At 34.9% G+C, this 23372-nt stretch carries 20 protein-coding genes and 1 pseudogene; 14 read left to right on the forward strand and 7 right to left on the reverse strand.

Annotated features, from left to right (window positions below):
- Positions 1–27 precede the first annotated feature (27 nt).
- The 5 genes from G577_RS0100260 (at position 28) to clpB (ending at position 6965) form a co-directional block, all read left to right on the forward strand.
- Positions 28–726, forward strand: a complete 699-nt coding sequence (locus G577_RS0100260; protein ID WP_028789400.1) for a tRNA (adenine(22)-N(1))-methyltransferase — start codon at positions 28–30, stop codon at positions 724–726.
- Complete coding sequence (locus G577_RS0100265; protein WP_028789401.1) at positions 723–1844, forward strand: Nif3-like dinuclear metal center hexameric protein; 1122 nt, start codon at positions 723–725, stop codon at positions 1842–1844. Before G577_RS0100260 ends, G577_RS0100265 begins: the two co-directional genes overlap by 4 nt.
- Positions 1845–1856: 12 nt before the next feature.
- On the forward strand, positions 1857–3086 hold the full coding sequence (pepT, locus tag G577_RS0100270; RefSeq protein ID WP_028789402.1) for a peptidase T: 1230 nt from the start codon (positions 1857–1859) through the stop codon (positions 3084–3086).
- A gap of 80 nt (positions 3087–3166) precedes the next feature.
- On the forward strand, positions 3167–4192 hold the full coding sequence (locus tag G577_RS0100275) for a lysylphosphatidylglycerol synthase transmembrane domain-containing protein (protein WP_028789403.1): 1026 nt from the start codon (positions 3167–3169) through the stop codon (positions 4190–4192).
- A gap of 157 nt (positions 4193–4349) precedes the next feature.
- A complete protein-coding gene (clpB, locus tag G577_RS0100280; protein WP_028789404.1) occupies positions 4350–6965 on the forward strand; it encodes an ATP-dependent chaperone ClpB in 2616 nt (871 codons plus the stop codon).
- 399 nt (positions 6966–7364) lie between these two features.
- Here clpB and G577_RS0100290 read toward each other — a convergent pair whose 3' ends face one another.
- The 3 genes from G577_RS0100290 to lepA all read right to left on the reverse strand — a co-directional run bounded on the left by G577_RS0100290 (position 7365) and on the right by lepA (position 10935).
- Entirely contained in the window at positions 7365–8498 is a 1134-nt protein-coding gene (locus tag G577_RS0100290) for an AI-2E family transporter (protein ID WP_038023307.1), read from the reverse strand.
- A gap of 113 nt (positions 8499–8611) precedes the next feature.
- Positions 8612–8971, reverse strand: a complete 360-nt coding sequence (locus G577_RS0100295) for a hypothetical protein (protein ID WP_028789406.1) — start codon at positions 8969–8971, stop codon at positions 8612–8614.
- Between the two features lie 131 nt (positions 8972–9102).
- Entirely contained in the window at positions 9103–10935 is a 1833-nt protein-coding gene (lepA, locus tag G577_RS0100300) for a translation elongation factor 4 (protein ID WP_028789407.1), read from the reverse strand.
- 179 nt (positions 10936–11114) lie between these two features.
- On the opposite strand from lepA, the gene G577_RS0100305 reads away from it, so the two are divergent.
- The 3 genes from G577_RS0100305 (at position 11115) to G577_RS0100315 (ending at position 12815) form a co-directional block, all read left to right on the forward strand.
- Positions 11115–11609 (forward strand): nucleoside 2-deoxyribosyltransferase, encoded by a 495-nt coding sequence (locus G577_RS0100305; RefSeq protein WP_028789408.1) that lies wholly within the window; start codon positions 11115–11117, stop codon positions 11607–11609.
- Positions 11610–11682: 73 nt separating this feature from the next.
- Positions 11683–12270, forward strand: coding sequence for a DUF2238 domain-containing protein (locus G577_RS10785; protein WP_051176561.1), 588 nt, complete (start codon positions 11683–11685; stop codon positions 12268–12270).
- Between the two features lie 5 nt (positions 12271–12275).
- Positions 12276–12815 carry a metal ABC transporter permease gene (locus G577_RS0100315; protein ID WP_028789409.1) on the forward strand — a complete coding sequence of 180 codons (540 nt, stop codon included), beginning with the start codon at positions 12276–12278 and terminating at the stop codon, positions 12813–12815.
- 13 nt (positions 12816–12828) lie between these two features.
- Here G577_RS0100315 and queG read toward each other — a convergent pair whose 3' ends face one another.
- On the reverse strand, positions 12829–13989 hold the full coding sequence (queG, locus tag G577_RS0100320; protein WP_028789410.1) for a tRNA epoxyqueuosine(34) reductase QueG: 1161 nt from the start codon (positions 13987–13989) through the stop codon (positions 12829–12831).
- A gap of 125 nt (positions 13990–14114) precedes the next feature.
- Between queG and thrC the strand changes: the two genes are divergently transcribed.
- Together thrC and G577_RS0100330 are read left to right on the forward strand one after the other, a co-directional pair.
- Entirely contained in the window at positions 14115–15599 is a 1485-nt protein-coding gene (thrC, locus tag G577_RS0100325; protein WP_028789411.1) for a threonine synthase, read from the forward strand.
- Between the two features lie 13 nt (positions 15600–15612).
- Entirely contained in the window at positions 15613–16809 is a 1197-nt protein-coding gene (locus G577_RS0100330; RefSeq protein ID WP_028789412.1) for an amidohydrolase, read from the forward strand.
- An 84-nt stretch (positions 16810–16893) separates the two neighbouring features.
- On the opposite strand, the gene G577_RS0100335 is transcribed toward G577_RS0100330, so the two are convergent.
- Positions 16894–17079: a hypothetical protein gene (locus tag G577_RS0100335; protein WP_028789413.1), complete on the reverse strand. Its 186-nt coding sequence runs from the start codon at positions 17077–17079 to the stop codon at positions 16894–16896.
- Positions 17080–17100: 21 nt separating this feature from the next.
- A pseudogene (locus G577_RS10790) lies at positions 17101–17868 on the reverse strand (tyrosine-protein phosphatase).
- Positions 17869–18013: 145 nt separating this feature from the next.
- On the opposite strand from G577_RS10790, the gene G577_RS0100345 reads away from it, so the two are divergent.
- Positions 18014–18433, forward strand: a complete 420-nt coding sequence (locus G577_RS0100345) for an OsmC family protein (RefSeq protein WP_038023280.1) — start codon at positions 18014–18016, stop codon at positions 18431–18433.
- 56 nt (positions 18434–18489) lie between these two features.
- Here G577_RS0100345 and glmS read toward each other — a convergent pair whose 3' ends face one another.
- Positions 18490–20301: a glutamine--fructose-6-phosphate transaminase (isomerizing) gene (gene glmS / locus G577_RS0100350; RefSeq protein ID WP_028789415.1), complete on the reverse strand. Its 1812-nt coding sequence runs from the start codon at positions 20299–20301 to the stop codon at positions 18490–18492.
- Between the two features lie 400 nt (positions 20302–20701).
- On the opposite strand from glmS, the gene sppA reads away from it, so the two are divergent.
- Genes sppA through G577_RS0100365 form a run of 3 tightly spaced genes read left to right on the forward strand, consistent with a single transcriptional unit; the run spans position 20702 to position 23312 of the window.
- The gene (gene sppA / locus G577_RS0100355) at positions 20702–21724 is read left to right on the forward strand and encodes a signal peptide peptidase SppA (protein ID WP_028789416.1); all 1023 of its coding nucleotides are present in this window, start codon (positions 20702–20704) and stop codon (positions 21722–21724) included.
- Complete coding sequence (locus G577_RS0100360; protein ID WP_028789417.1) at positions 21708–22349, forward strand: RDD family protein; 642 nt, start codon at positions 21708–21710, stop codon at positions 22347–22349. The genes sppA and G577_RS0100360 overlap by 17 nt, the downstream gene beginning before the upstream one ends.
- 24 nt (positions 22350–22373) lie before the next feature.
- Entirely contained in the window at positions 22374–23312 is a 939-nt protein-coding gene (locus G577_RS0100365; protein WP_028789418.1) for a hypothetical protein, read from the forward strand.
- Positions 23313–23372: the final 60 nt, after the last annotated feature.

A 23372-nucleotide genomic window follows, 5' to 3' on the forward strand; every position in this document is an offset into this window, starting at 1 on the left:
CACTTTAAAAGAAGGGGAGAAAAACGTTTGAACGCTCATATGTTATCTACGCGCTTAGCTCAGATTGCTTCTTTTGTTCCGGAGCAAGCGCGTTTAGCTGATATTGGTTCTGATCATGCTTATTTACCTGTATATTTAGCTTCTACTGGAAAGATTGATTTTGCTATTGCTGGAGAAATTGCTCAAGGGCCTTTACAAGCAGCTACAAGCCAAATAAAAAAATATGGGTTTACTCATACGATTATTCCACGTTTAGCAGATGGACTAGCAGCTATCCAAGCAGAAGATCAAATCGACACGATTATTATTGCCGGCATGGGTGGCCTTTTGACCAAAAGGATTCTGACAGAAGGACAAGCAGAAGGTATTTTGACCAATAAAGAACGTTTAATCTTACAACCCAATAACCACGAACAACTGTTACGACATTGGTTAGCAACAAACTATTATCAAATTTATGACGAAGAAATTATTGAAGATCATGACAAGATATATGAAATTATCGCGGCTTTCCCTCAAAAGAAACATGAATATACGTTAAAAGAGCTTTATTTTGGGCCTATTTTAATGGAGAAAAAATCAGTTGTTTTTCAAAAAAAATGGCAAAAAATTTTGCAAACAAAGCAAAAAATTCTAATAAATTTAAAAAATGCACAATATCCACCTGCAGATAAAATTGACAAAATAAAAAAAGAAATAACCTGGATTAAGGAGGTGTTGGAATGAGTCTTGAGGCAAAAGAATTTATTACGAAATTTGAATCTTTTTGCCCACTTTGGTTAGCTGAACAAGGGGATCCTTGTGGTTTACATATTGGAAGTTTAGATAAAAAGATTGATCGGGTCATGATGACTTTAGACGTACGACCAGAAGTAGTGAGTGAGGCTATCGAAAAAGATATTGATTTAATCGTGGCTAAACACCCTCCCATTTTTCGCCCGGTGGACCGTTTAGTTGCAGATGATCCACAAACAAAGATGTATATTGATTTAGTAAAACATGATATTGCAGTATATGCTGCTCACACGAATATGGATATCATTTGGGGTGGGTTAAATGATTGGTTTTGTGAAATGTTAGGAATCAAAGAATCTCATTATCTTGTTAAGACCCATGAAGCACGTCTCAAAAAATTAGCTGTGTATATGCCTAGTGATAATGGTAAACAAATGCGAGAAGCTTTAGCTAAAACGGGAGCTGGAACGCAAGGAAATTATCGCAATACAAGTTATTCTTTAACAGGCGTGGGGCGTTTTACTCCTAATAAAAAAGCCAATCCGACAATTGGTACACAGGACCAAGAAGAACAAGTACAAGAAACTCGAATCGAGGTTGTTTTTCCCGAGACTTTACAAGAAAAGGTTTTACAAGCGATGTATCAAGCGCATCCTTATGAAGAACCTGCTTATGATATTTTACCTTTAGATAATTTTCCACAGTCATTTGGCTTGGGACGAGTAGGATATTTAGATAGCCCCACTCATATAGAAGATTTTGTGCAAAAAGTTAAAAAAAGCTTTCAGCTTGATGGATTACGTTTAATTCAGCCTAAAGAGGTAAAACAGACAGTGCAGAAAATAGCTATTTGCGGCGGTTCTGGAGGGAAATTTTATTCAGATGCGCTAAAAAAAGAAGCCGATGTTTATATCACTGGAGATATTTCTTATCATACAGCTCACGATATGCAAGCGAATGGATTAACAGTTATTGACCCTGGCCATAATATTGAAGCTGTTTGTATAAAACAATTTATAGAAAAAATGGAAGAGTGGAAAAAAGAAGAAGAATGGGATGTTGAGTTTCTTCCTTCTACAGTAAACACCAATCCATTTCAATTTAGATAGAGGAGTTAGATTATGTACGAAAATTTATTACCACGCTTTTTGCGTTACGTTAAAACGCAAACACGTTCAAATCCAGAAAGTACTACGACACCTTCAACTCAAACTCAAGTGGATTTTGCTCATTCATTACAACAAGAGCTCGAGGACTTGGGACTCGAAGATATTCATTACGATTCGAATAGCGGTTATGTTGTTGCAACATTACCAAGAAACACTACAAAAGAAGTGCCAAGTATTGGGTTCATTGCTCACATGGATACTGCTGATTTTAATGCGGAAAATGTTCAACCACAAATTTTTGAAAATTACGATGGTCATTCTGAAATCCAACTGGACAAACAAGGAATGTATACATTAAATCCTAGTGAATTTCCTAATTTAAAAAACTATCAAGGAGAAACCTTGATCACAACAGATGGTTCTACTCTTTTAGGGGCGGATGATAAAGCAGGGATTGCTGAAATTATGACAGCGATGGAAATTTTATTAAACCAACCAGAAATTTTGCATGGAGACATAAAAGTAGCTTTTGGGCCAGATGAAGAAATTGGTGTAGGGGCTGATAAATTCGATGTAGCCGACTTTAACGTTGATTTTGCTTATACTATGGATGGTGGCCCCCTTGGTGAATTAGAGTATGAAACTTTTAATGCAGCACAAGCAGAAATTCATATTCAAGGAAAGAATGTCCATCCTGGAACAGCCAAAGATATTATGATTAATGCTTTGCAATTAGCGATTGACTTTCATAACCAATTACCTGCCGATGAGGTCCCTGAAAAGACAGAGGGGACTCAAGGTTTTTATCATTTGATGGACTTCAATGGAAATCCGGAAGAAGCTCAATTGACTTATATCATTCGTGACCACGATCATGAAAAATTTGAGCAACGAAAAGAGCAAATGATGCAAATACAAAACAAGCTGAATGAACAGTTCCAGCAACAGCGTGTTTTTGTCAATATGTATGATCAATATTATAATATGAAAGAAGTTATAGCCAAAGATATGACTAGCGTTGAATTAGCTAAAAATGCCATGCTTGATTTAGCGATTGCTCCTATTATAGCGCCTGTACGTGGTGGCACTGATGGATCTAAGATTTCTTATATGGGGCTTCCTACGCCTAATATCTTTGCTGGGGCAGAAAATATGCACGGACGCTTTGAGTACGTTTCATTACAAACGATGGAAAAAGCTGCCGCATTAATTGTTAAAATTGCTGAATTAAATGCCAAATAAAATAAAAGTGAGGAAGTAGCATTGAACTTCCTCTTCTTTTTTCTATCGATTCATTAAGTTGTACACTAGAGGAGAAATTGATGAAAAGAAATGCCAAATGGAAAATCATACTAAATTTAGTTTTGCTTCTTGTTATTTTGGGCATCATGTTTTATTTTGTTCAAAATTCAATGCGCGCTATTTTTATTGAATTAAAAGAAACCAACTTCATCTTATTAGCTGGTGTCCTTTTTTTAGGGCTCTTACACCAATTTTTTGAAGGATGTGGGATCAAAGAAACCGTACGAGGTTTTGCTCCTAAATTTACAATCTTTGATGGTATGATGACTTCGTTTTATATTGCTTTTTATCGAATAATTACTTTTGGGGCAGGAACGTTACTTGCAGAAATTGGGTTTTATAAGAAGAAAGGAATAAAAATTAGCCAAGGTGTGGGTGCTTCAACATTGCATATGGTAAGTTACAAAACAGCGATTATCACTTACGCCATTTTAAACTTTATTTTTTACTTTACCTCTATGTTAAATCAGCGCCCTGAAATGATTGGTATGATTTTAGTCGGGATGGTGTTAACTTCATTGTTAATCATTACGCTAGTGCTTTTATCACTTAGCTTAAATATACAGGTAGCTGTATTATTGTTTTGCAATCGATTTGTGCGTAATGAAAAATTGCGTTACTATATTGACCAAGCAAATTTACAAATCAATGCTTTGCATCAAGCTATGCAATCCGTGTTAGATGATAAAGCATCTTTGTTTAAAATTTATCTACTTAATTTGTTAAAAGTAGGAGCTTGGTATGTTATACCTTTTGTTTGCTTACAGGAAGAAGCCAATAACATTAATTTCTTCTTAGCTTTTGCTCTTATTAGCTTTACTTTAGTTTTATCAGGTGTCATTCCGTCTCCAGCTGGTATTGGTTCTTTTGATTTTGTTTATTTGTTTATGTTCCAACCTGTAGTCGGAACAGTCAATGCAGTTTCCTCTTTATTATTATATCGCTTTGCTAGTTTTGTTCTGCCATTTTTATTAGGCTTTTTGGTCTTTCTCAAAGAACGCAGGAAAGTCATTACAGATGGTATTGAAGAAATCTCTCAACCATAGTTTTTATTAACACGTAAGCTAAATAATTTTACTTACGTGTATTTTTATAAATAAAAGGAAAATTTTATTTCTTTATCTTTGACCAATTTTGACCAATGAGTTATACTATTTATTGTAAGATAAAAAGTTAAATTCACCTTTTTGAGGGGGAAGACAAATGAATATTGAAAAAATGACAACAACATTACAAAATGTCATTGCTCAAGCACAGCAAATTGCTGTAACTAGACGACAACAAGAAATTGATATTGCTCACTTATGGAAAATATTTTTACAACCAAACCAATTTGCTCGAAATTTTTATAAAGAGCTAAATGTTGATCTTGAAGCATTTGAACGTGAGATAGATCAAACCATTGACAGTTTACCAAGTATTGAAGGTGGAAATGTTCAGTATGGACAAAATATTAGTCAAAATTTATATCATTTATTGAATCAAGCTGACCAATTAGCTGAAAATTATAAGGATGAATTTTTATCTACTGAAGTTGTATTACTAGCATTGATGAAGTTAAAAAATTATCGATTAACAAAATTTTTGAAAAATCAAGGAGTCATGGAAAAGCAAGTACGCGAAGCAATTGAAAATATGCGACAAGGAGAGCGTGTAACCTCACAAAATCAGGAAGAACAATATGAAGCCCTCGAAAAATATGGCGTTGATTTAGTTCAAGAAGTTAAAAATGGGAAGATGGATCCTATTATTGGACGAGATGAAGAAATTCGTGATGTAATACGGATCTTATCACGCAAAACAAAAAATAATCCTGTATTAATCGGTGAACCTGGTGTTGGTAAAACAGCGATTGTTGAAGGACTGGCTCAACGAATCGTGAAAAAAGATGTACCGGAAAATTTAAAAGATAAAACTGTTTTTTCTTTGGATATGGGGGCCTTAATTGCAGGGGCTAAATATCGTGGGGAATTTGAAGAACGGTTAAAAGCTGTGTTAAAAGAAGTAAAAAAAGCCGAAGGTCGCATTATTTTGTTTATTGATGAAATTCATAACATCGTAGGTGCAGGTAAGACAGAAGGCAGTATGGATGCAGGTAACTTATTAAAACCTATGTTAGCTCGAGGCGAGCTACACATGATTGGTGCAACGACTTTAGACGAATATAGAGAAAACATTGAAAAAGATAAAGCTTTAGAACGTCGTTTGCAAAAAGTTATGGTACAAGAACCTACGTTAGAAGATACGATTTCTATTTTACGTGGGTTAAAAGAACGTTTCGAAATTCATCACGGAGTAAATATACATGATAATGCTTTAGTTGCTGCGGCTACGCTATCTGACCGTTATATTACGGATCGTTATTTACCAGATAAAGCTATTGATTTAGTCGATGAAGCTTGTGCAAATATTCGAGTAGAAATGAATTCTATGCCTACTGAATTAGATCAAGTAACAAGACGTTTAATGCAATTAGAAATCGAAGAAGCCGCTTTGAAAAAAGAAAGCGATGATGCTTCTAAAAAACGTTTAGAAAGCTTACAAGAAGAACTAGCTGAATTACGTGAAGAAGTTAACTCGATGAAGTTGCAATGGGAAACAGAAAAAGAAGAAGTCAATGCAGTATCTAATAAGCGAGCAGAAATCGATAAAGCTAAGCATGAATTAGAAGATGCGGAAAATAATTATGATCTAGAACGAGCTGCTAAATTGCGTCATGGAACTGTACCTCAATTGGAAAAAGAACTAAAAGAACTAGAAAATAAAGAAGATCCTTCTGTATTAAAGATGGTTCAAGAATCAGTTACGGCAAATGAGATCGCAGTAGTTGTAGGACGCTTGACAGGGATCCCAGTAACAAAACTAGTCGAAGGCGAACGAGACAAACTTCTTAAGCTCAACGAAACTTTGCACAAACGCGTCATTGGACAAGATGAAGCTGTTAATGCAGTAAGTGATGCAGTTATCCGTTCTCGCGCAGGGTTGCAAAACCCTAATCGTCCATTAGGATCATTTCTGTTTTTAGGACCTACTGGTGTAGGGAAAACTGAACTAGCAAAAGCTTTAGCCGAAAATCTTTTTGACTCAGAAGACCATATGGTGCGTATTGATATGAGTGAGTACATGGAAAAACATACAGTCTCTCGTTTAGTAGGAGCACCTCCTGGTTATGTCGGCTATGAAGAAGGAGGTCAATTGACAGAGGCTGTAAGACGTAATCCATATACAATCATTTTATTAGATGAAATTGAAAAAGCTCATTCTGATGTTTTTAATATTTTGCTACAGGTATTAGACGATGGTCGTTTAACAGATTCAAAGGGACGTATGGTTAACTTTAAAAATACTGTCTTAATTATGACTAGTAACACTGGCTCTCAAGTGCTATTAGATGGAGTATCTGAACAAGGAGAAATCTCAGCAGAAGCAAAAGATCAAGTTATGAGTCTGTTAAGAACTGAATTTAAACCAGAATTTCTTAATCGAATTGATGATACGATTCTTTTTACACCGTTAAGTGTAAACGATATGAAAGGGATTGTTGAAAAGATCATTGGAGAACTATCACAACGATTAGAACAACAAGAGGTTTTTCTGGAAATATCAGATGAAGCCAAAAGTTGGATTGCCAAAAATGCTTATGAACCTGCTTACGGTGCAAGACCGCTGCGTCGCTTTATTACCCGTGAAGTAGAAACACCTTTAGCTAAAGAGATTGTTTCTGGTCGCGTTATGCCAAAAACGAAAGTGCTTATTGAATTATTTGATAATCGTTTAGTTTTCCAAAACGAAACTGTAGAAGAACAAGCCTTAAGTTAAGAACAAATGTAAAAACCGTCTATCAACTTTTGGTAGACGGTTTTTTGGTTACAAACGTTGCTTTATACGGAAGTGATTATTAAATGAGTAGCTCTTTTTTATCGATCTTATAATAAAAATTTAATTCTGGCATACGCAATTCCCACTGTAAGAAGCCTTATGTCTGGAACAGCGACTACTGTTGAGATTATAGAAGGGGAGAGTGCGTGCATTTTATTTATCATAGTTTTTGCTCCTCTAACTATTTACCTTTATTTTTCTCAAAAAGTAGAAAGTAAATGCTAAAAAGAGAAGTAAATATTAAAGACAGGGAGTAAAATTGTAATTAACCATTGTCTATTGGAAATATTAAAACGCCATGGAAATTTTACTTCCATGGCGTATAGTCTTTATATAATTTTATGACTCGGTTTCTTCAAAATCATCTAACCAATTCATCGTAATGATTTTTAGAATTGCCGCAATTGGTACTGCCAAAAACATGCCTAAAACACCAAAATAAGCTCCGCCTACTGTAATAGATATGATGATAATAATCGGATTCAGATCCAAGGCTCCGCCCATAATTCTTGGTCCAATAATGTTTCCATCGATTTGTTGTAAGATAAGTAATGAAATTAATGCTGTTAATGCTAATTGAAAGTCTGCACTAAAGAACGTAATGATTGTTATTACGATCGAGGCAAAAATGGAACCAAAATAAGGAATCATATTACAAATACCAGTTAAAATACCTAATGTTAACGCAAAGGGAACATACAAAGCGTAAAGAATAACTGAGGCAAGAATTCCTATAACACAAGCGTCTAAAAACCGGGAACTGATAAACTTATAAAAGATGGTATGTGTCGCAGATAACCATTTTTTACTGCTTATATAAATGTTTTCCGATAGAGTTTTTTGCCCTAATTTATCGATAAATGATAAAATTCCATCCTTAAAGACTAAAGCATAAACGGAAATAATAAGTGTCAAAAAGCAATTAAGGACAAAAGAAGAAAGACTTCTAGTGATTACACCCAATGAAGTAAGGGCTTGTGTCCATTGCTGTAATAAATTTTCTGGAGAAAAGTCTGATGTTAAGTTTTGTAAAAATTCTTCTAGATTTAAGGACTCAAAAACTCCTTCGTACTCTAGTCTTGTAATTAGATCCATCAAATAATTATAAAATTGTGGTAGCAAGCCAAGTAGGTCGATCAAATTGTTAATAATCAAAGGAACTACGTAGTTTAATACCAAGAAAAATAGATAGAAGATGATTAAGTATAGAATTAAAACACTTATCCCCCGACTATGTTTAGTTATAAAAGAAATCTGAGTTTTTAGCAAGAGATTTTCCAGGCGCTTTTGTGCGCCGTTTAGAAGATAAGCAAAAATGAAACCAGTAATAAAAGGAGATAAAATGTTTAATAAATTAGCCAAACTATCGGATATCACTTGATAATTTGTAATTAATTTATAACCAATAATTATTGCCATTACAAATAAAAAACGTGTAAACCAATAATTCCAGTCAATTTTTATTTTTTGCAATCCATGCACCTCGCTTCAATTGTTCCTGTTATTTTGGTCTCTCTTCATATCATAAATGAAAGAAAGGGAAAAAGAAACAATGAATTAAAAATAAATCATTGTTCTAATATGTATCACTCAACATCAAACCAGTTGCGATGCTGAGTCATTTCTATATGTTTGATTTTATCATAGGCTACAAAATTCTTTTCAATAAATAAACCTTCTTCGTTATAACCTTGTATTTTACCAAGAATATCTGGAGAGTAGTGATAATCTACAAGTTGGTTGGTTTGAACTGTAACGGATTTATCTTTGATCAGTGCTTTTTCTATTACCAGGGAGACTTCTTGCTCACTCATCTCCCTTTTTTCTTCTATTTCATCAGAATCACTTTTTAGAAAATTACGATCAATTTGCGCTGTATGTTCTGATAAGTAAAATCCCATCCATTTTAATCTTTTACGGTCCTGGTAAGGGTGTAGTGTACTCATATTTATCACTTCCTTTATCTATATTATACGAACAAAAGTTCGAAAAAGAAAGAGAACATTTTTTAAATTTAGAATTAACTAGAAAGAAGGTGAAAAAGATAAACATAATATCTTTTTCACCTTTTTTAGTGTTAATTTTCATCATCGTCTATTTTAAGCACAGCTAGAAAAGCTTCTTGAGGGACTTCGATTGATCCAACTTGTTTCATTCGTTTTTTTCCTTCTTTTTGCTTTTCTAATAATTTTCGTTTACGAGAAACATCACCGCCATAACATTTAGCAAGGACGTTTTTACGTAATGCTTTGATATCAGAACGAGCTACAATTTTTTGGCCAACTGTTGCTTGTACAGGCACTTCATATTGTTGCCGTGGAATAAGATTTTTTAGCTTTTCAACGATGGCTTTCCCACGTTCATAAGCAAATTCACGATGGACTATAAAACTTAATGCATCAATTTTGTCTCCGTTTAGCAAAATATCCATTTTTACAAGGTTACTTGTACGATAACCGGTCATTTCATAATCTAAGGAGGCATATCCTTTTGTATTTGATTTTAGTTTATCAAAGAAATCAAACACAATCTCTGAAAGGGGGATATTATAGATGACATTCACTCGGTAATCATCCAAGTAATTCATTGTGACAAAGTCACCGCGCTTTCGTTGGCATAATTCCATAACTGGTCCAACGAAATCATTAGGTACCATGATTTCCGCCTTTACAAAGGGTTCTTCCACACTTTCAATATAAGTAGATTCAGGGAATTCAGCTGGATTATCTACATCAATCTCAGTATCATCCGTTTTTGTAATATGATAAACCACAGAAGGAGCGGTTGTAATCAAATCTAAATTCGCTTCTCTTTCTAGACGTTCTTGTACTACGTCCATATGAAGCATTCCTAAAAATCCACAACGAAAACCAAATCCTAAAGCTTGCGAAGCTTCTGTTTCAAATTGTAAAGCTGCATCATTTAATTGCAATTTTTCTAAAGCCTCACGTAAATCATTATAGCGGGAAGCATCTACAGGATACATTCCGCAAAAGACCATGGGATTTTTTTGCTTATAGCCAGGTAAAGGCTCAGGTGCTGGATTGTCTGCTAAAGTAATCGTATCTCCAACACGAGTATCTTGTACTGTTTTGATAGCAGCCGTCATATAACCAACTTCGCCTACCATTAAGTAATCGCGGGCGATAGCTTTAGGGGAAAAGATACCAATTTCACTTACCTCAAATATTTTGCCATTATTCATTAATTGGATACGGTCTCCAGGATGGACGACACCATCGATAATACGTATACTCAAAACAACTCCCCGGTACACATCATAAACGGAATCAAAAATCAACGCTTTTAAAGGAGCGTTAATATCTCCAGCTGGGGCAGGGACGGTGTGAACTACCTGCTCTAAAATTTCTTCGATACCTAAACCAGATTTTGCACTAGCCAAAACAGCTTGGCTTGCATCAATACCAATGACGTCTTCGATTTCTTGTTTCACGCGTTCGGGATCAGCAGCTGGGAGGTCAACTTTATTAATAACAGGTAAAATTTCTAAATTATTATCGACAGCTAGATAAACGTTCGCTAATGTTTGAGCTTCGATACCTTGAGCAGCATCTACAATTAAAATAGCTCCTTCACAAGCTGCCAAGCTACGTGACACTTCGTAAGAAAAATCGACATGTCCAGGTGTGTCGATCAAATGAAATAGGTAAGTTTGTCCGTCATTTGCTGTATATTTTAGCTCAACGGTATTTAATTTGATTGTTATACCACGTTCTCTTTCTAAATCCATTGAATCTAATAACTGATCTTGCATTTCTCTTGAAGTGACGGTATGTGTCTGTTCTAAAATTCGATCGGCTAAAGTGGACTTTCCGTGGTCGATATGAGCGATGATTGAAAAATTACGAATCATCTTTTGTCGTTGTTTCATCTCTTCTAAATTATCCATGAAATCATTCCTCGTTTCTTTTGCTTCAGCTTACTTATTATACCAATCAAAAAGAAAGAATAAAAGCGATTTGAAAGAATCACTTAAAGTATAAGGGAATTTTTACTAGTAATTACTTTATGGATTTGATAGAGTAGATGTGATTATTTGAAGTTTAATTCATATGGAGGAGGGATCGAATGAATATTTATTTTGCAGCACCAATGTTTGCTAAAAGTGAGCAAATTTATAATTCTTATTTAGTTGAAAAAATACGGAAACAATATCCACAGTTAAAAATTTATTTACCCCAAGAAAACGATACAATTAACGATAAAGCAGCTTATGCAGATAGTAAAATGATTGCTTTAGCAGATACTAAAAAAGTGGAAGAGAGCCAATTGATGATTGCCTTACTAGATGGTGTTACCATTGATAGTGGCGTAGCTTCAGAAATAGGGATTGCTTATGCCAATCATATTCCGATTTTAGGATTGTATACAGATTCCAGACAACAAGGTGCTGATAACCAGCAAAAGTTGGAAGCTCTTGGAACGGTAGCCGAAAATCAGTTTCACTATTTGAATTTGTATACGGTAGGATTAATTAAGTTAAACGGACAAGTTTATCCTTCAGAAGAGGCGCTTTTAGAAGGAATCCAGCAATTTGTCACTCAGGGTAAAGTCGATGAATAGCTATATAAAATGGCAGCGGAGATTCGTTTTATTTGGTTTCTTGACGCTAGTCATTATTATCTGGGAATAATTTATGGGACTTGCTTTAGCGATAAGGACTTTTATTAAAATCGTTGGTGCAGCTGGCATTTTACTCATTTATGCACCAGATTTTTTAAATAAAATTTTTCATTTAAAATTCGCTAACTTTATTGTCTATTTTTATTGGTTTTTCTTATGGCTGGCTATTTTTCTGGGAACTTGTTTACACTTCATGTCGCTTATTCCATTATGGGATAAGTTATTACATTTGATCAGTCCTATGATTTTGACGGCTATTGGGTATGGGATAATAAGTGAATTTCGAAAAGAAAAAAATTTAACATTATTATCGTCTTGGCTCTTTCTTATTTTTGGATTTTCCTTTGCTGGTGTATGTGGCGTTTTTTGGGAGTTTTGGGAATGGAATGGGGATACATTATTTGATATGAATTTACAACGATACAAAGAAAACAGGGTGCCTCTTGCAGGACAACAAGCCTTACAAGACACTATGGGCGATTTATTGATTAATAGTGTAGGTGCATTCATTTTTAGTATTTTTGCTTGGTATAAAAGTCGTAACAATCCGACCTATTTTCTAAAATTTCGGATTGAATTTCTGAGTGAAGGGGACTCGTAGTTAATATGAAACAACGTGACTCGTTTTTTTCGACTTATGAATTGGCCTATTTGGCGATGATCATAGCTACTTGTACAGTAGGTAGACTGTTGTTTCAATTCTTACCCAATATTCAGCCGATGACGGCCATTTTTTTAATCCTTACATTACATTTAGGGGTCTTCCGTGGACTTCTTGTTAATATTTTATCTGTATTAATTACCAATATTTATTTAGGAATGGGCATTTGGACGATTGCTCAAATACTTTCTTTTGCAGTCATTATTTGTTTAATGGCTCTTTTTAGCCGAGCTTCCTCTCTGTTTCGTCAAAGTCTACTTTTGCAAGTAATTTTTAGCATTTGTGCTGGTTTTTTGTATGGTTTTATTATGGCTTGTGTAGACGTAACAATCTACGGCATTCCTCAATTTTGGCCTTATTATCTTTCTGGTTTTTCCTTTGATTTTTTGCATGCTATAGGAAATGGTGGTTTTTATTTAATTTTAAGTCCCATTTTTCGACGACTATTTTTAAAAATTATAAAAAAAGAAGGACATGTGACATAAATAAACATTTATATTACATGTCTTTCTTACGTGTTTCGAGCATCATGATTGTTTCTTTCAGTTCTTGTAAAACATCTGTATCTGTTTCTTTTTCTTGTAGTTCATAAAGTAGGTCAATCGCTTGATCCGGTTGCTTTTTGGTTAACTCACCAATGGACCAAACGGCAGTGCCGCGAATCACTGGACGAGGGTCTTCCAAACATTGAAAAATCTTAACCAAACTTTCGCGGCCGCCTAAATTAGCTAAAGCGATAAGCGCATTTCGCTGCAGTGGTTTTTTCCCACGCCAAAAACCTGACAAATGGCTAAACTGTTTTTTGAATTCTTTATTAGACATGGATAACATAGGCGCTAATTTAGGACGTACTTCTTCTACCGAAGATTCCATCTCTTGGTGAAAATGGAAATCTTTCCCTTGATTATATGGACATACAAGTTGACAAATATCGCAACCGTAAATGACGTTATGCATTTGCTTACGATATTTTTTAGGCATCATGCCTTTAGTTTGTGTCTGGTAGGAGAGGCACTTTTGCGCATCCATCTTACCATCGCCTAATAATGCGCCAGTCGGACATTGAGTTATACAACGAGTACAGTCACCACAGGCAAAAGCTTTTGGCGTATCAGGCTCAAATTGAATGTTAGTAATGATTTCGCCCAAATAAACAAATGACCCATATTCTTCAGTAATTAATAAGCCATTTCTACCGATAAAACCTAGACCTGCACGTTGAGCCACAGCAACATCCACTAACTCGCCCGTATCAACCTGGGGCGCAAAACGCCAAGTTGAAGCTTCACTTGCATCTTGAGCTTCTTTTTTTATAAACTCGATTAATTTAGTTAAACGATCATTTAAAATATCATGATAATCTATTCCCCAAGAAGCGCGGGCAAATTGTCCACGCTTTTCATCTCTAGGAACTTTTTCATGGATTTTTGTCGGATAAGCTAAAGCGATAGCGATAATACTTTGTGGATTATCAAAGGTTAACTCTGGGTATAAACGCTCGTCGATATTCGGATGTTCAAAGCCAGAAGTATGACCAGCCGCTTTTTGCGCAACTAAGGAGTCTTTAAGCTCGTCAAAAGGTTCAGCAGTGGTGAAACCAATTTTATCAATGCCCAATTGTTTACTTTTTGTGATAATTCTTTCTTTCAAACTTGGCAATCATCCCACCACCTTAGCTGTTTATTCAATTCTACTATACCATAATTCAAAAAATAAGAATATATATGTTTAATTAGGCTACTTTATGATATATTAAAGGGAAATAAAAAAAGAGGAGACAAATCATGGCTTTACTTTATAAAAGCACACGAGACCCTGAAAACGTGGTTTCAGCTTCACAAGCAATTTTGCAAGGTCTAGCAATAGATGGCGGTTTATACGTTCCTACAGAAATCCCTAAGGCAGATTTGGATTTTGCTAAATTAGCAAGACTAAGTTACCAAGAAATTGCTGTGCAAATTATGCAGTTATTTTTACCAGATTTTAGCCAAGAAGAATTAAGAGACTGTATCGAGCAAGCTTATGACCAAAAGTTTGAAGATGAAACTATTACGCCTTTAGTTAAAGTAGGAAAACAATATTATCTAGAATTATTTCATGGTCCCACTTTAGCCTTTAAAGACGTTGCTCTGTCCATTTTGCCGTATTTGATGAAAAAAGCGGCACAAAAAAATCATTGGGATCAAGAAATTGTTATTTTAACTGCGACTTCAGGAGATACTGGTAAATCGGCTATGGAAGGTTTTGCCAATGTAGAAAATACGCAAATTATTGTTTTTTATCCAGAAAATGGCGTAAGTCCTATTCAAAAAAGACAGATGCTTACTCAAAAAGGGAAAAATACATCTGTCGCTGCGATTGAAGGGAATTTCGATGATGCTCAAACAAAGGTAAAACAACTCTTTAATGATGAAAACTTACGAGCTAAAATGGCACGAAATAACAAAGTGTTTTCTTCTGCAAATTCGATTAATATTGGACGCTTAGTCCCTCAGATTGTGTATTATGTTTACGCTTATAGCAGGCTCGTAAAATCAGGAGAAATTAAAAACGGTGAAGAAATAAATGTCTCTGTTCCTACAGGAAACTTTGGAAATATTTTGGCTGGATTTTATGCTAAAAAAATTGGTGTGCCCATTCGTCATTTAATTTGTGCTTCTAACCAAAATAATGTATTGACTGATTTTTTCCAAACGGGAAATTATGATCGTAATCGGCCGTTTTATGTCACTTCTTCACCTTCTATGGATATTTTAGTTTCTAGTAATTTGGAACGTTTAATTTTTTATTTAACAAAAGAAGACAGCAAACAAACAACAAAATTAATGAAAGAACTAAACGAAAATGGTAAATATACAATTACACCGAAAATGAAAGAAGGCCTAACCGATTTTTTGGCTGATTTTGCTCGTGAAAAAGAAACAGAGCAAACGGTTCGAAAAATGTATGAAAAGTCAAACTATGTTATTGATCCACATACAGCTGTAGCTACTTGTGTGGCAGAAAAATATCAGGAAAAAGAAGAGCTTTCAACTGTAGTACTTTCAACAGCTAGTCCTTACAAATTTCCACAATCAGTCTTACAAGCAATTAAAAAGCAAGCAACTACTAAAGAGGATTTTGCAGCGTTAGAGGAGTTAAAACAATATGTGAATCGTCCTTTACCTGAAAGTATTCAAGAGCTAGAGCATACCAAAATAAACCATAAGGCGAAAATTTCTGCCGAGCAAATGACTGCTTATGTAGAAAAAGTGCTAAATCTAAGTTAAGGAGAACAAACTCATGGCTAAATGGTTACAAAATGTAAAAATTGAAACGGATTATATAAAAGAAGGTTCTTTTATTTCAGGAACGAACACACAAGTAGTAGACTTATTTATTGAAAATGATGAAGTTAGTAAAACCCGCCCTCATCAAAAAAGACAAGACGGGTATGAAAAAGTAGATGGCCAAGGGTACTTAATTTTGCCTGGTATCCAAGAAAAGCATTGTCATTTTGATAAAAGTAAGTTGGGCGCTTCTTGGAGACCGATTACTCCTGCTGCTTCAATTGTGGAACGTTTTACCAAAGAGATCGAAGAATTAAACGAGTTGGACGTTGCCTTTTCTACACGAATGAAAAAATTAATTGAGAAGGAGAGACGACATGGTGTTAGTTTCTTTCGTTCTCACATTGATGTTCATCCTAAAGTAGGACAAAAGTTTTTACAACAAACGATAGAAACTTTACAAGATTATAAGGGAATGTTTGCTTCTCAGTTAGTTGCTTTTCCTCAACATGGAATGTTACTTTCAAATGCTTATGAAGATGTAAAAACAGCTTTGACAAATGGGGCAGACCTTATTGGAGGTGTCGATCCAACTGTTCTTGATGGAAATACTGAAAAATCTTTATACCAAACATTTGACCTAGCAACACAATTTAATGCTCCTGTTGATATTCATGTTCACGAACGAGGAGAAGAAGGGAAAAAGACCTTTTATGAATTATTGAAATTAACAAAAGAAAGTCATTGGCAAAATAAAGTAACGATTAGCCATGCTTTTGGTTTAAATGATTTTATAGGAAATGAAAGAAAAGAATTTTTCCAACAATTAGTAGATCAACAGATTTCAGTCATATCTAGCGTTCCACTTAATGGTGTGATTCCACCTTTAGAAGAGTTACGACAATTTGGGGTAGATGTGTCATTAGGCTGTGATAATGTTTATGATTCCTGGTCTCCATTTGGAAACGGTAATGTATTAGAAAAGTTAAATCGATATGCTGAAATCTTCAATATAACCACTCAAGATGGATTAACAGATTGCTTAGAGTTAGTTACAGGTAAGAAAATAGTTGGTGATAATTTGTGGTTACAAGAAGGAGACGAGGCCACATTTACCCTGGTAGATAGTTCATGTAGCGCAGAATTTGTAGCGCGTCAATCAAAAGTCTGTAGCAGCTATTATAAAGGAAAACTTGTATTTTCTTCATAAGAAGAATTAAAATAAAACAATAAAAAGACTCCCAGTCCAATAAACCTCTATACAAGGCGATGGAAGGGAGTTTTTTATTCATTTTCAACGTTTATTTTTTAAAATAGTTAATATTGTTAAAGGGATAATTAAAATAATATAACCAATAATTGCGGCTATTATAATGAATGTCCAAATGTTACTTATAGGAAAAGCTTGCGTAATAAAAATAGCTAGAGCCATAGAAATAAAGTAGCAAATAAAAAGTTGGACAAAACGCTTAACAGTCATATACGTGCCTCCCAAAATAGGCTATCTACTATTTGCTAAATACAATGAACGTAAATCATTTTGCATAGAAGGAGTAATTTGTAATTCTTCTGTCAAAAACTGCTGGATGTTTCCAAATTCTTCTTCAACTGTTTTATAAAAAGTATCTAAATAAGAACGATCAACCGTTAAAGCAATCTTTAAAGCATCGATTGTTTTACTATGAGCGCCTTCTTTAATTGCTTGGGCGATGACTTCGTCGTTTTCTTGTACGCGCATTGCATTAGTTTTCAAATAATCTTTATAGATCGTCTCTTTTGGAACTTGTAAAATTTCTAAAAGTAAGGCAGCAGAAATATCTGTCCGATCTTTGCCGGCAAAACAGTGGAAAAGAAAGCTTTTATCGGAATCAATACTTAAGGCAGATTCGATCATTTTTCGAAAGCCATTTTAGGCGCTAGGGTTAACTGCCATGGTTCGGTAAGTTTCATGCATATAATTACGAGCTATCTCAGGAGAATCAATTTCTTTAAAATCATCAAGACCTGTTCCTTGACCTTCGACATTTTTAAAAATATCAATATGTACGTATTCTGCTTGTTTAAATTTTTCGTCCGGACGCTCCTCAATTTCTTTAGTGGAACGTAAGTCTATGATTTTTCCTAAACGATAGTTTTCTAATAGTTTATTTTGTTCTTGAGAAGAAACGCGGGTTAATTCCCCGGAACGTAGTAATTTATTTTTAGCAATCACTTCTCCTTGACGATTCTTAAGTCCACCTAATTCTCTAAAATTTGTGATAGTTTCCATAAATATTCCTTTCTCTATTCAATCTCGTGTTTTTATTTTAGCATAAATATCAGCTATTTAGTATAAAATCGTTTGGACAGTTTTTCTTTTGGAATAACAATAATAAGGGTATAATAAGTACAAAATATTAGGGGAGGTTTTGTATATGAAATATTTATACCAAACTAAAGTAACAAATGATCAAGGACTCAATGGCACAGCTTATGTAAAAGGCAATCATGAGTTAGCAGTAGTTACTTCCAGTCCGATAAGCACAGATGCAGGAACAAACCCCGAACAATTAATCGGTCTTTCTTGGGCAACTTGTTTTAACTCAACAATTGAAATTCTTTTACAAAGTAAAGGGATAGAAAAAAAGAGTAGGGTAGACGTTACGATTGATTACTGCGAAGATGAAAACACAAAAGAACACTTTTTTGAGTTGAAAGCTTATGCTGCGATTGATGGTTTAAGCATTGATGAAGCAAAAACTTATATTGATACAGCGGCAAATCGTTGTCCAGTGTCAAAGATTATTGGTGATTATCCTTATGCTTCCTATGAAGTTAAGGCTTACGCTGAATAACGGAAGAGTAAAAAAGCTTGCACTGTCTTAAAAAGACAATCGCAAGCTTTTTTACTTTATTCTACTGTGACGGATTTAGCCAAATTTCTTGGTTTATCAACGTCATATCCGCGTTGCATAGAAGCATAATAGGCGATAAGTTGTGTTGGGATAACAGCGACTAAGCTTGTTAATAAAGGATGTACTTTGGGTAATATCACTTGATCACCCGGACGAGCCAAATCTTCTGTAACAAGCACAATGGTGTTAGCTCCACGGCTTTCAACTTCTTTTAGATTTCCGCGTGTATGAGGTCCAGTCTTTTCTTCAGTAATAATCCCTAATACAGGAGTACCTTCTTCAATCAAAGCAATTGTCCCGTGTTTTAATTCTCCAGCTGCAAATCCTTCTGCTTGGACATAAGAAATTTCTTTTAACTTCAAAGCCGCTTCTGAGGCAACGAAATAATCATTCCCACGACCAATATAAAAAGCATTGCGAGTAGTGCTCAAATACTGTTTAACTAGATTAGAAAGATAGTCTTTTTCGTCAACCATTGCTTCCATACCCGTAGCGATAATCGATAGTTCATGGAAAGCATCAAACGAAAGACTAGCTTCGCTATTTTTTAATTCTCCTACAGCTTGTGTCAAAATCGCAAGCATGGCAATTTGCGCAGTGTAAGCTTTTGTTGAAGCAACGGCAATTTCTGGGCCGGCATGAAGAAGTAAAGTATATTTAGCTTCTCTGGATAATGTTGACCCAGCAACGTTTGTAATTGTTAATGAAGGAAAACCTAACTGATTGGTTTGTACTAACACTTGGCGACTATCTGCTGTTTCTCCGCTTTGAGTTAAGAAAATAAAGAAAGGTTTTTCAGATAATAAAGGCATATTGTAACCAAACTCGCTAGATAGTTGAACCTCAACAGGAATTTGAGTTACGGATTCAATCAGACTTTTAGCAGCCCATCCAGCATTATAACTAGTCCCACAAGCTATGATATAGATTCGATCACTTGCGGCTACTTCATTAACCAACTGGCTATCAATATTGACATTGCCGTATTCGTCTCGATATTCTTGCGTTAATTTACGCATAACAGTCGGTTGTTCGTCAATTTCTTTTAGCATGTAAAAAGGGTAAGTTCCTTTTTCGATATCTGAAGCATCTAATTGTGCTTGATAAGAATCACGGTGAACGATTTCGCCATCTTGGTTTTCGATAGTAACCTTATCTGCTGTAACAGTTACCAACTCATTGTCGGCAATTTCTACAAATTCATGCGTTTGATCCAAAACAGCTAAAGCATCACTAGCGATAACATTAAAGTCAGAACCTAAACCAATCAGTAGAGGACTTTTGTTTTTAGCAACATAAATCGTATCAGGTTCTTCATTGTTAATTAAAGCAAAAGCGTATGAACCACGAATCACAGTAAGGGCTTTTTGGAAAGCTTCTTTTGTAGTTAACCCTTCGTTTTTCATAAAAGAAGCGATCAAATTGACTACAATTTCAGTGTCTGTTTGGCCATAAAATGTTTCATTTGCCAGATATTTTTCTGCAAGTTCTTCAAAGTTTTCAATAACGCCATTGTGAACTAGTTCTAATTTTCCATCTTGTGAAGTATGAGGATGTGCATTTTCCTCGGCTGGTTTGCCGTGAGTTGCCCAACGCGTGTGTCCGATACCTATTGTTCCATTTACTTCACTTGTGACTTTTTCTTGTAGATTTTTGATACGGCCTTGTGACTTGATCAAATGTTCCTGTTTTCCATCTGATACAAATAGACCAGCTGAATCATATCCACGATATTCTAAACGGTGTAAACCGTTAATAATGACTTGTTCCGCATGACTTTTTCCTACAATTCCTACAATTCCACACATAATGAGATTCCTACTTTCCTTTAACATTATGTATTTCTAACTGCCCGACAAGTTTTTGTTGCAAGCCTCACAGCTTGTCTTTGTTCTTGTCTTTAGAGTGCAGACCCTAGAGCCACCCGCCGAAATTTTCGATAAGCTCTTTCCTCGTCTTCTGTTCAAAACAGACCTGGCGCTTTCCTTTAATGGTATAGTTCCCCTCCTTGTTATTTATTTTTTAGAAATACACTGGTAATGATATACATAAATTGATTTTAAGTCAAGAAGATTTCATAAATGATTTAATTGGTCTAGATGATAGTCAAAATAATTTTTGCTTTTTTCTATACTAAATAAGGAACTTTCGTTAAAATAGGGGACGCATGGTTTGTTATTATTTTAGGAGTAAAAAAGGAGAGGTCAAATGAATAGAAGACGCTGGATTGCTGTTTTTATTGCTGCTGGGTTATTTATATTTTCATCTGTTGCTTCATTTATGTCTGAAGACCCAGAAGAAGAATCACTAAGCGGGATGGATGCAGCATTATTTGGTTCAAACGAAATAAGAGAAAACGTTGTTGAAGAAGGAGAAGACGGTCAAAGAATTGCTCAACTTTCCATCGATGGAACAATTGCTAACACTGGAGAAAATAGCTTTTTTTCAGGGGAAGGGTATAATCATCAATTCTTCTTGGACCAATTAGAGGAAGTGCAAGAGGACCCTTCAGTATCAGCCGTTCTTTTAGAGATCAACACCCCTGGCGGAGGAGTCTATGAAAGTGCTGAAATTGCGAAAGAAATTCGAGAAATTCAAGCAGAAGATATTCCAGTTTACGTTAGTATGAAGAATATGGGCGCAAGTGGTGGTTACTATGTTTCTGCTTCAGCAGATAAAATTTTTGCAACTTCGGAAACATTAACTGGTTCCATTGGTGTTATTATGTCTGGTATGAATTTCTCTGAGTTAATGGACAATTTAGGCATTGAAGATCAAACGTATAAAAGTGGTCCACTAAAAGACATGGGATCAGCTACAAGAGAACCTTCAGAAGAAGACGAGCAGGTAATGCAAGAATATGTCGATAACTCTTACGATCGTTTTGTTGAAGTTGTTGCTAATGGACGAGATATGTCAGAAGACCAAGTGCGCGAAATTGCTGATGGGCGTATCTATGATGGTCAGCAAGCTCGAGATAATGATTTAATAGATGAATTGGGTTTTCCTGAAGATGCACTAGTCACTTTAAAAGAAGATGAACAATTACAAAATGCACAAGTTTTTGAATACGATATTGCAACTACTGGGTTTGACCGTACTTGGTTAGGATCTAAGATCGCTCAAACGAAGGGGATTAAACAATCGGATACTGATCGCATGCTTAATGTCATTGACCGTATCGGTACACCTGAAGCACCTAAACCAATGTATTATTATGGAGGTGAATAAAAAGATGTCCGAACAAGAAAATGAAAAGGATCAAAAAAACTTTTATCAAAAAGTTTTAACTTCTTTTAAATCTGAAGAATATACCAAAGATGAAGTGGATCAAAAGAAGGCTGAATGGAAGCAATATGAAGAAAAGTCCGAGCAAAAACAGTATCCTAATGATTTTCCTAATTATTTTTTTGCAGGGTTTTGGATCCGAGCATTTGCTTTTGTAATAGATTTACTTTGTATTAACGCTATTACTACGGTTGTTTTAGATGTCACTTTTGGTTGGATAGGATTTGAACGTTCAGCTGATTTTTTTAGTGTGTATGGTTTGCTTTCTTTAGTTATTTATCTGGCCTACTTTACTTTATTGACTAAATTAAATCGAGGGCAGACGGTTGGAAAAATGATTTTTGGCATTCGTGTCATTTGTTTAACTGAAAAAAAATTAACTTGGAAAACAGTGTTGATTAGAGAAACTTTTGCTCGCTTTATCTTACAGTTCAATCCACTTTTGTATTTGGGATATGTACCCACCATTTTTACACGTAAGAAACAACATGTAGCGGATTATTTTGCAGATACGAGTGTTGTAACAATTAATTTGATTCAGGCATTTAATCAAAAGGCTAATGCTTAAGAGTTTAAAGAAAGAAAGTGAAATATGGCAGATATTATTAATTTTCCTGAAGAAAATAAACGATTGCTAGAAAATGGTAACAAAAAGTTGCAAGCACAAGATTTTTTAGCAGCAAAAAATGACTTTAACCAATTATATCAACAAAGTCCGACATTCTTTTATGCTAAAAAATTAGTTACTGCACTTCGGAATTTGGGAGACTATTCGGTTGCTTTGCAATTAGCAGACGATCATTTTACGGCTTTTATGAATGATACTGAAAGTTTTATTGAATACTTTCATTTATTGCTTTTAGATGCACAATTTTTAGCAGCACACAAGTTATTACATTATAGCAGTCACACAGAAAAAAGTGCAGAACTAAAAGATGAGTTAGCACAGTTGGAAAAAACCCAAGCTTTGTTATCAGCTGATGTTAAAATTGCCAAGAAGAAACAGTTAGCTCGACTAGATAAGATAAAAAAACCAATTCCACCTCAAGAATGGCAAACCTTGGTAAAAGAAATTACTCTGGATGATTTTTTATCGATTTGCCAAGTCTATTTACCAGAGTCCCAAAATCCTTTTATCCCCCCTAAGCTTATTGAAGAGCTAGTACAAGCAGGGGCTATTGGGGAAGTTGCTGTTGATCATAAAAACATCCATTTGGACGATTTACCTTTACCAGAAGAAGCTGAGGTATTGCAAAGAACACTTACTATAGTTGATGAAGAAGTTCAGGATTATCCTCAAATAAATACGCTAATTATTCCAGAGATAAAAGCTCATTTTGCTTTTATGTATCCTTTTTTACCCGAAGTTGACCAAGCAGAAGATTGGGCAGAAAGTTATATTTTGGAATATAAAGCAATGTTTGGCGAAGAAGTTTCCGATAAGCAATGGGATTACTATCAAAACATTCAAGAAAAGAAACAGGAAATTCGTCACACCTATCAAAAAGTAGGCGAAGTTCATAGAAATTAAGGAAGTTTGGCCTTAACATGTTTACAATTTACAAGCGTTAGTGTACTATTTAAAGGTATG

The organism is Tetragenococcus muriaticus DSM 15685 (genome assembly GCF_000423785.1).
GTDB lineage: Bacteria > Bacillota > Bacilli > Lactobacillales > Enterococcaceae > Tetragenococcus > Tetragenococcus muriaticus.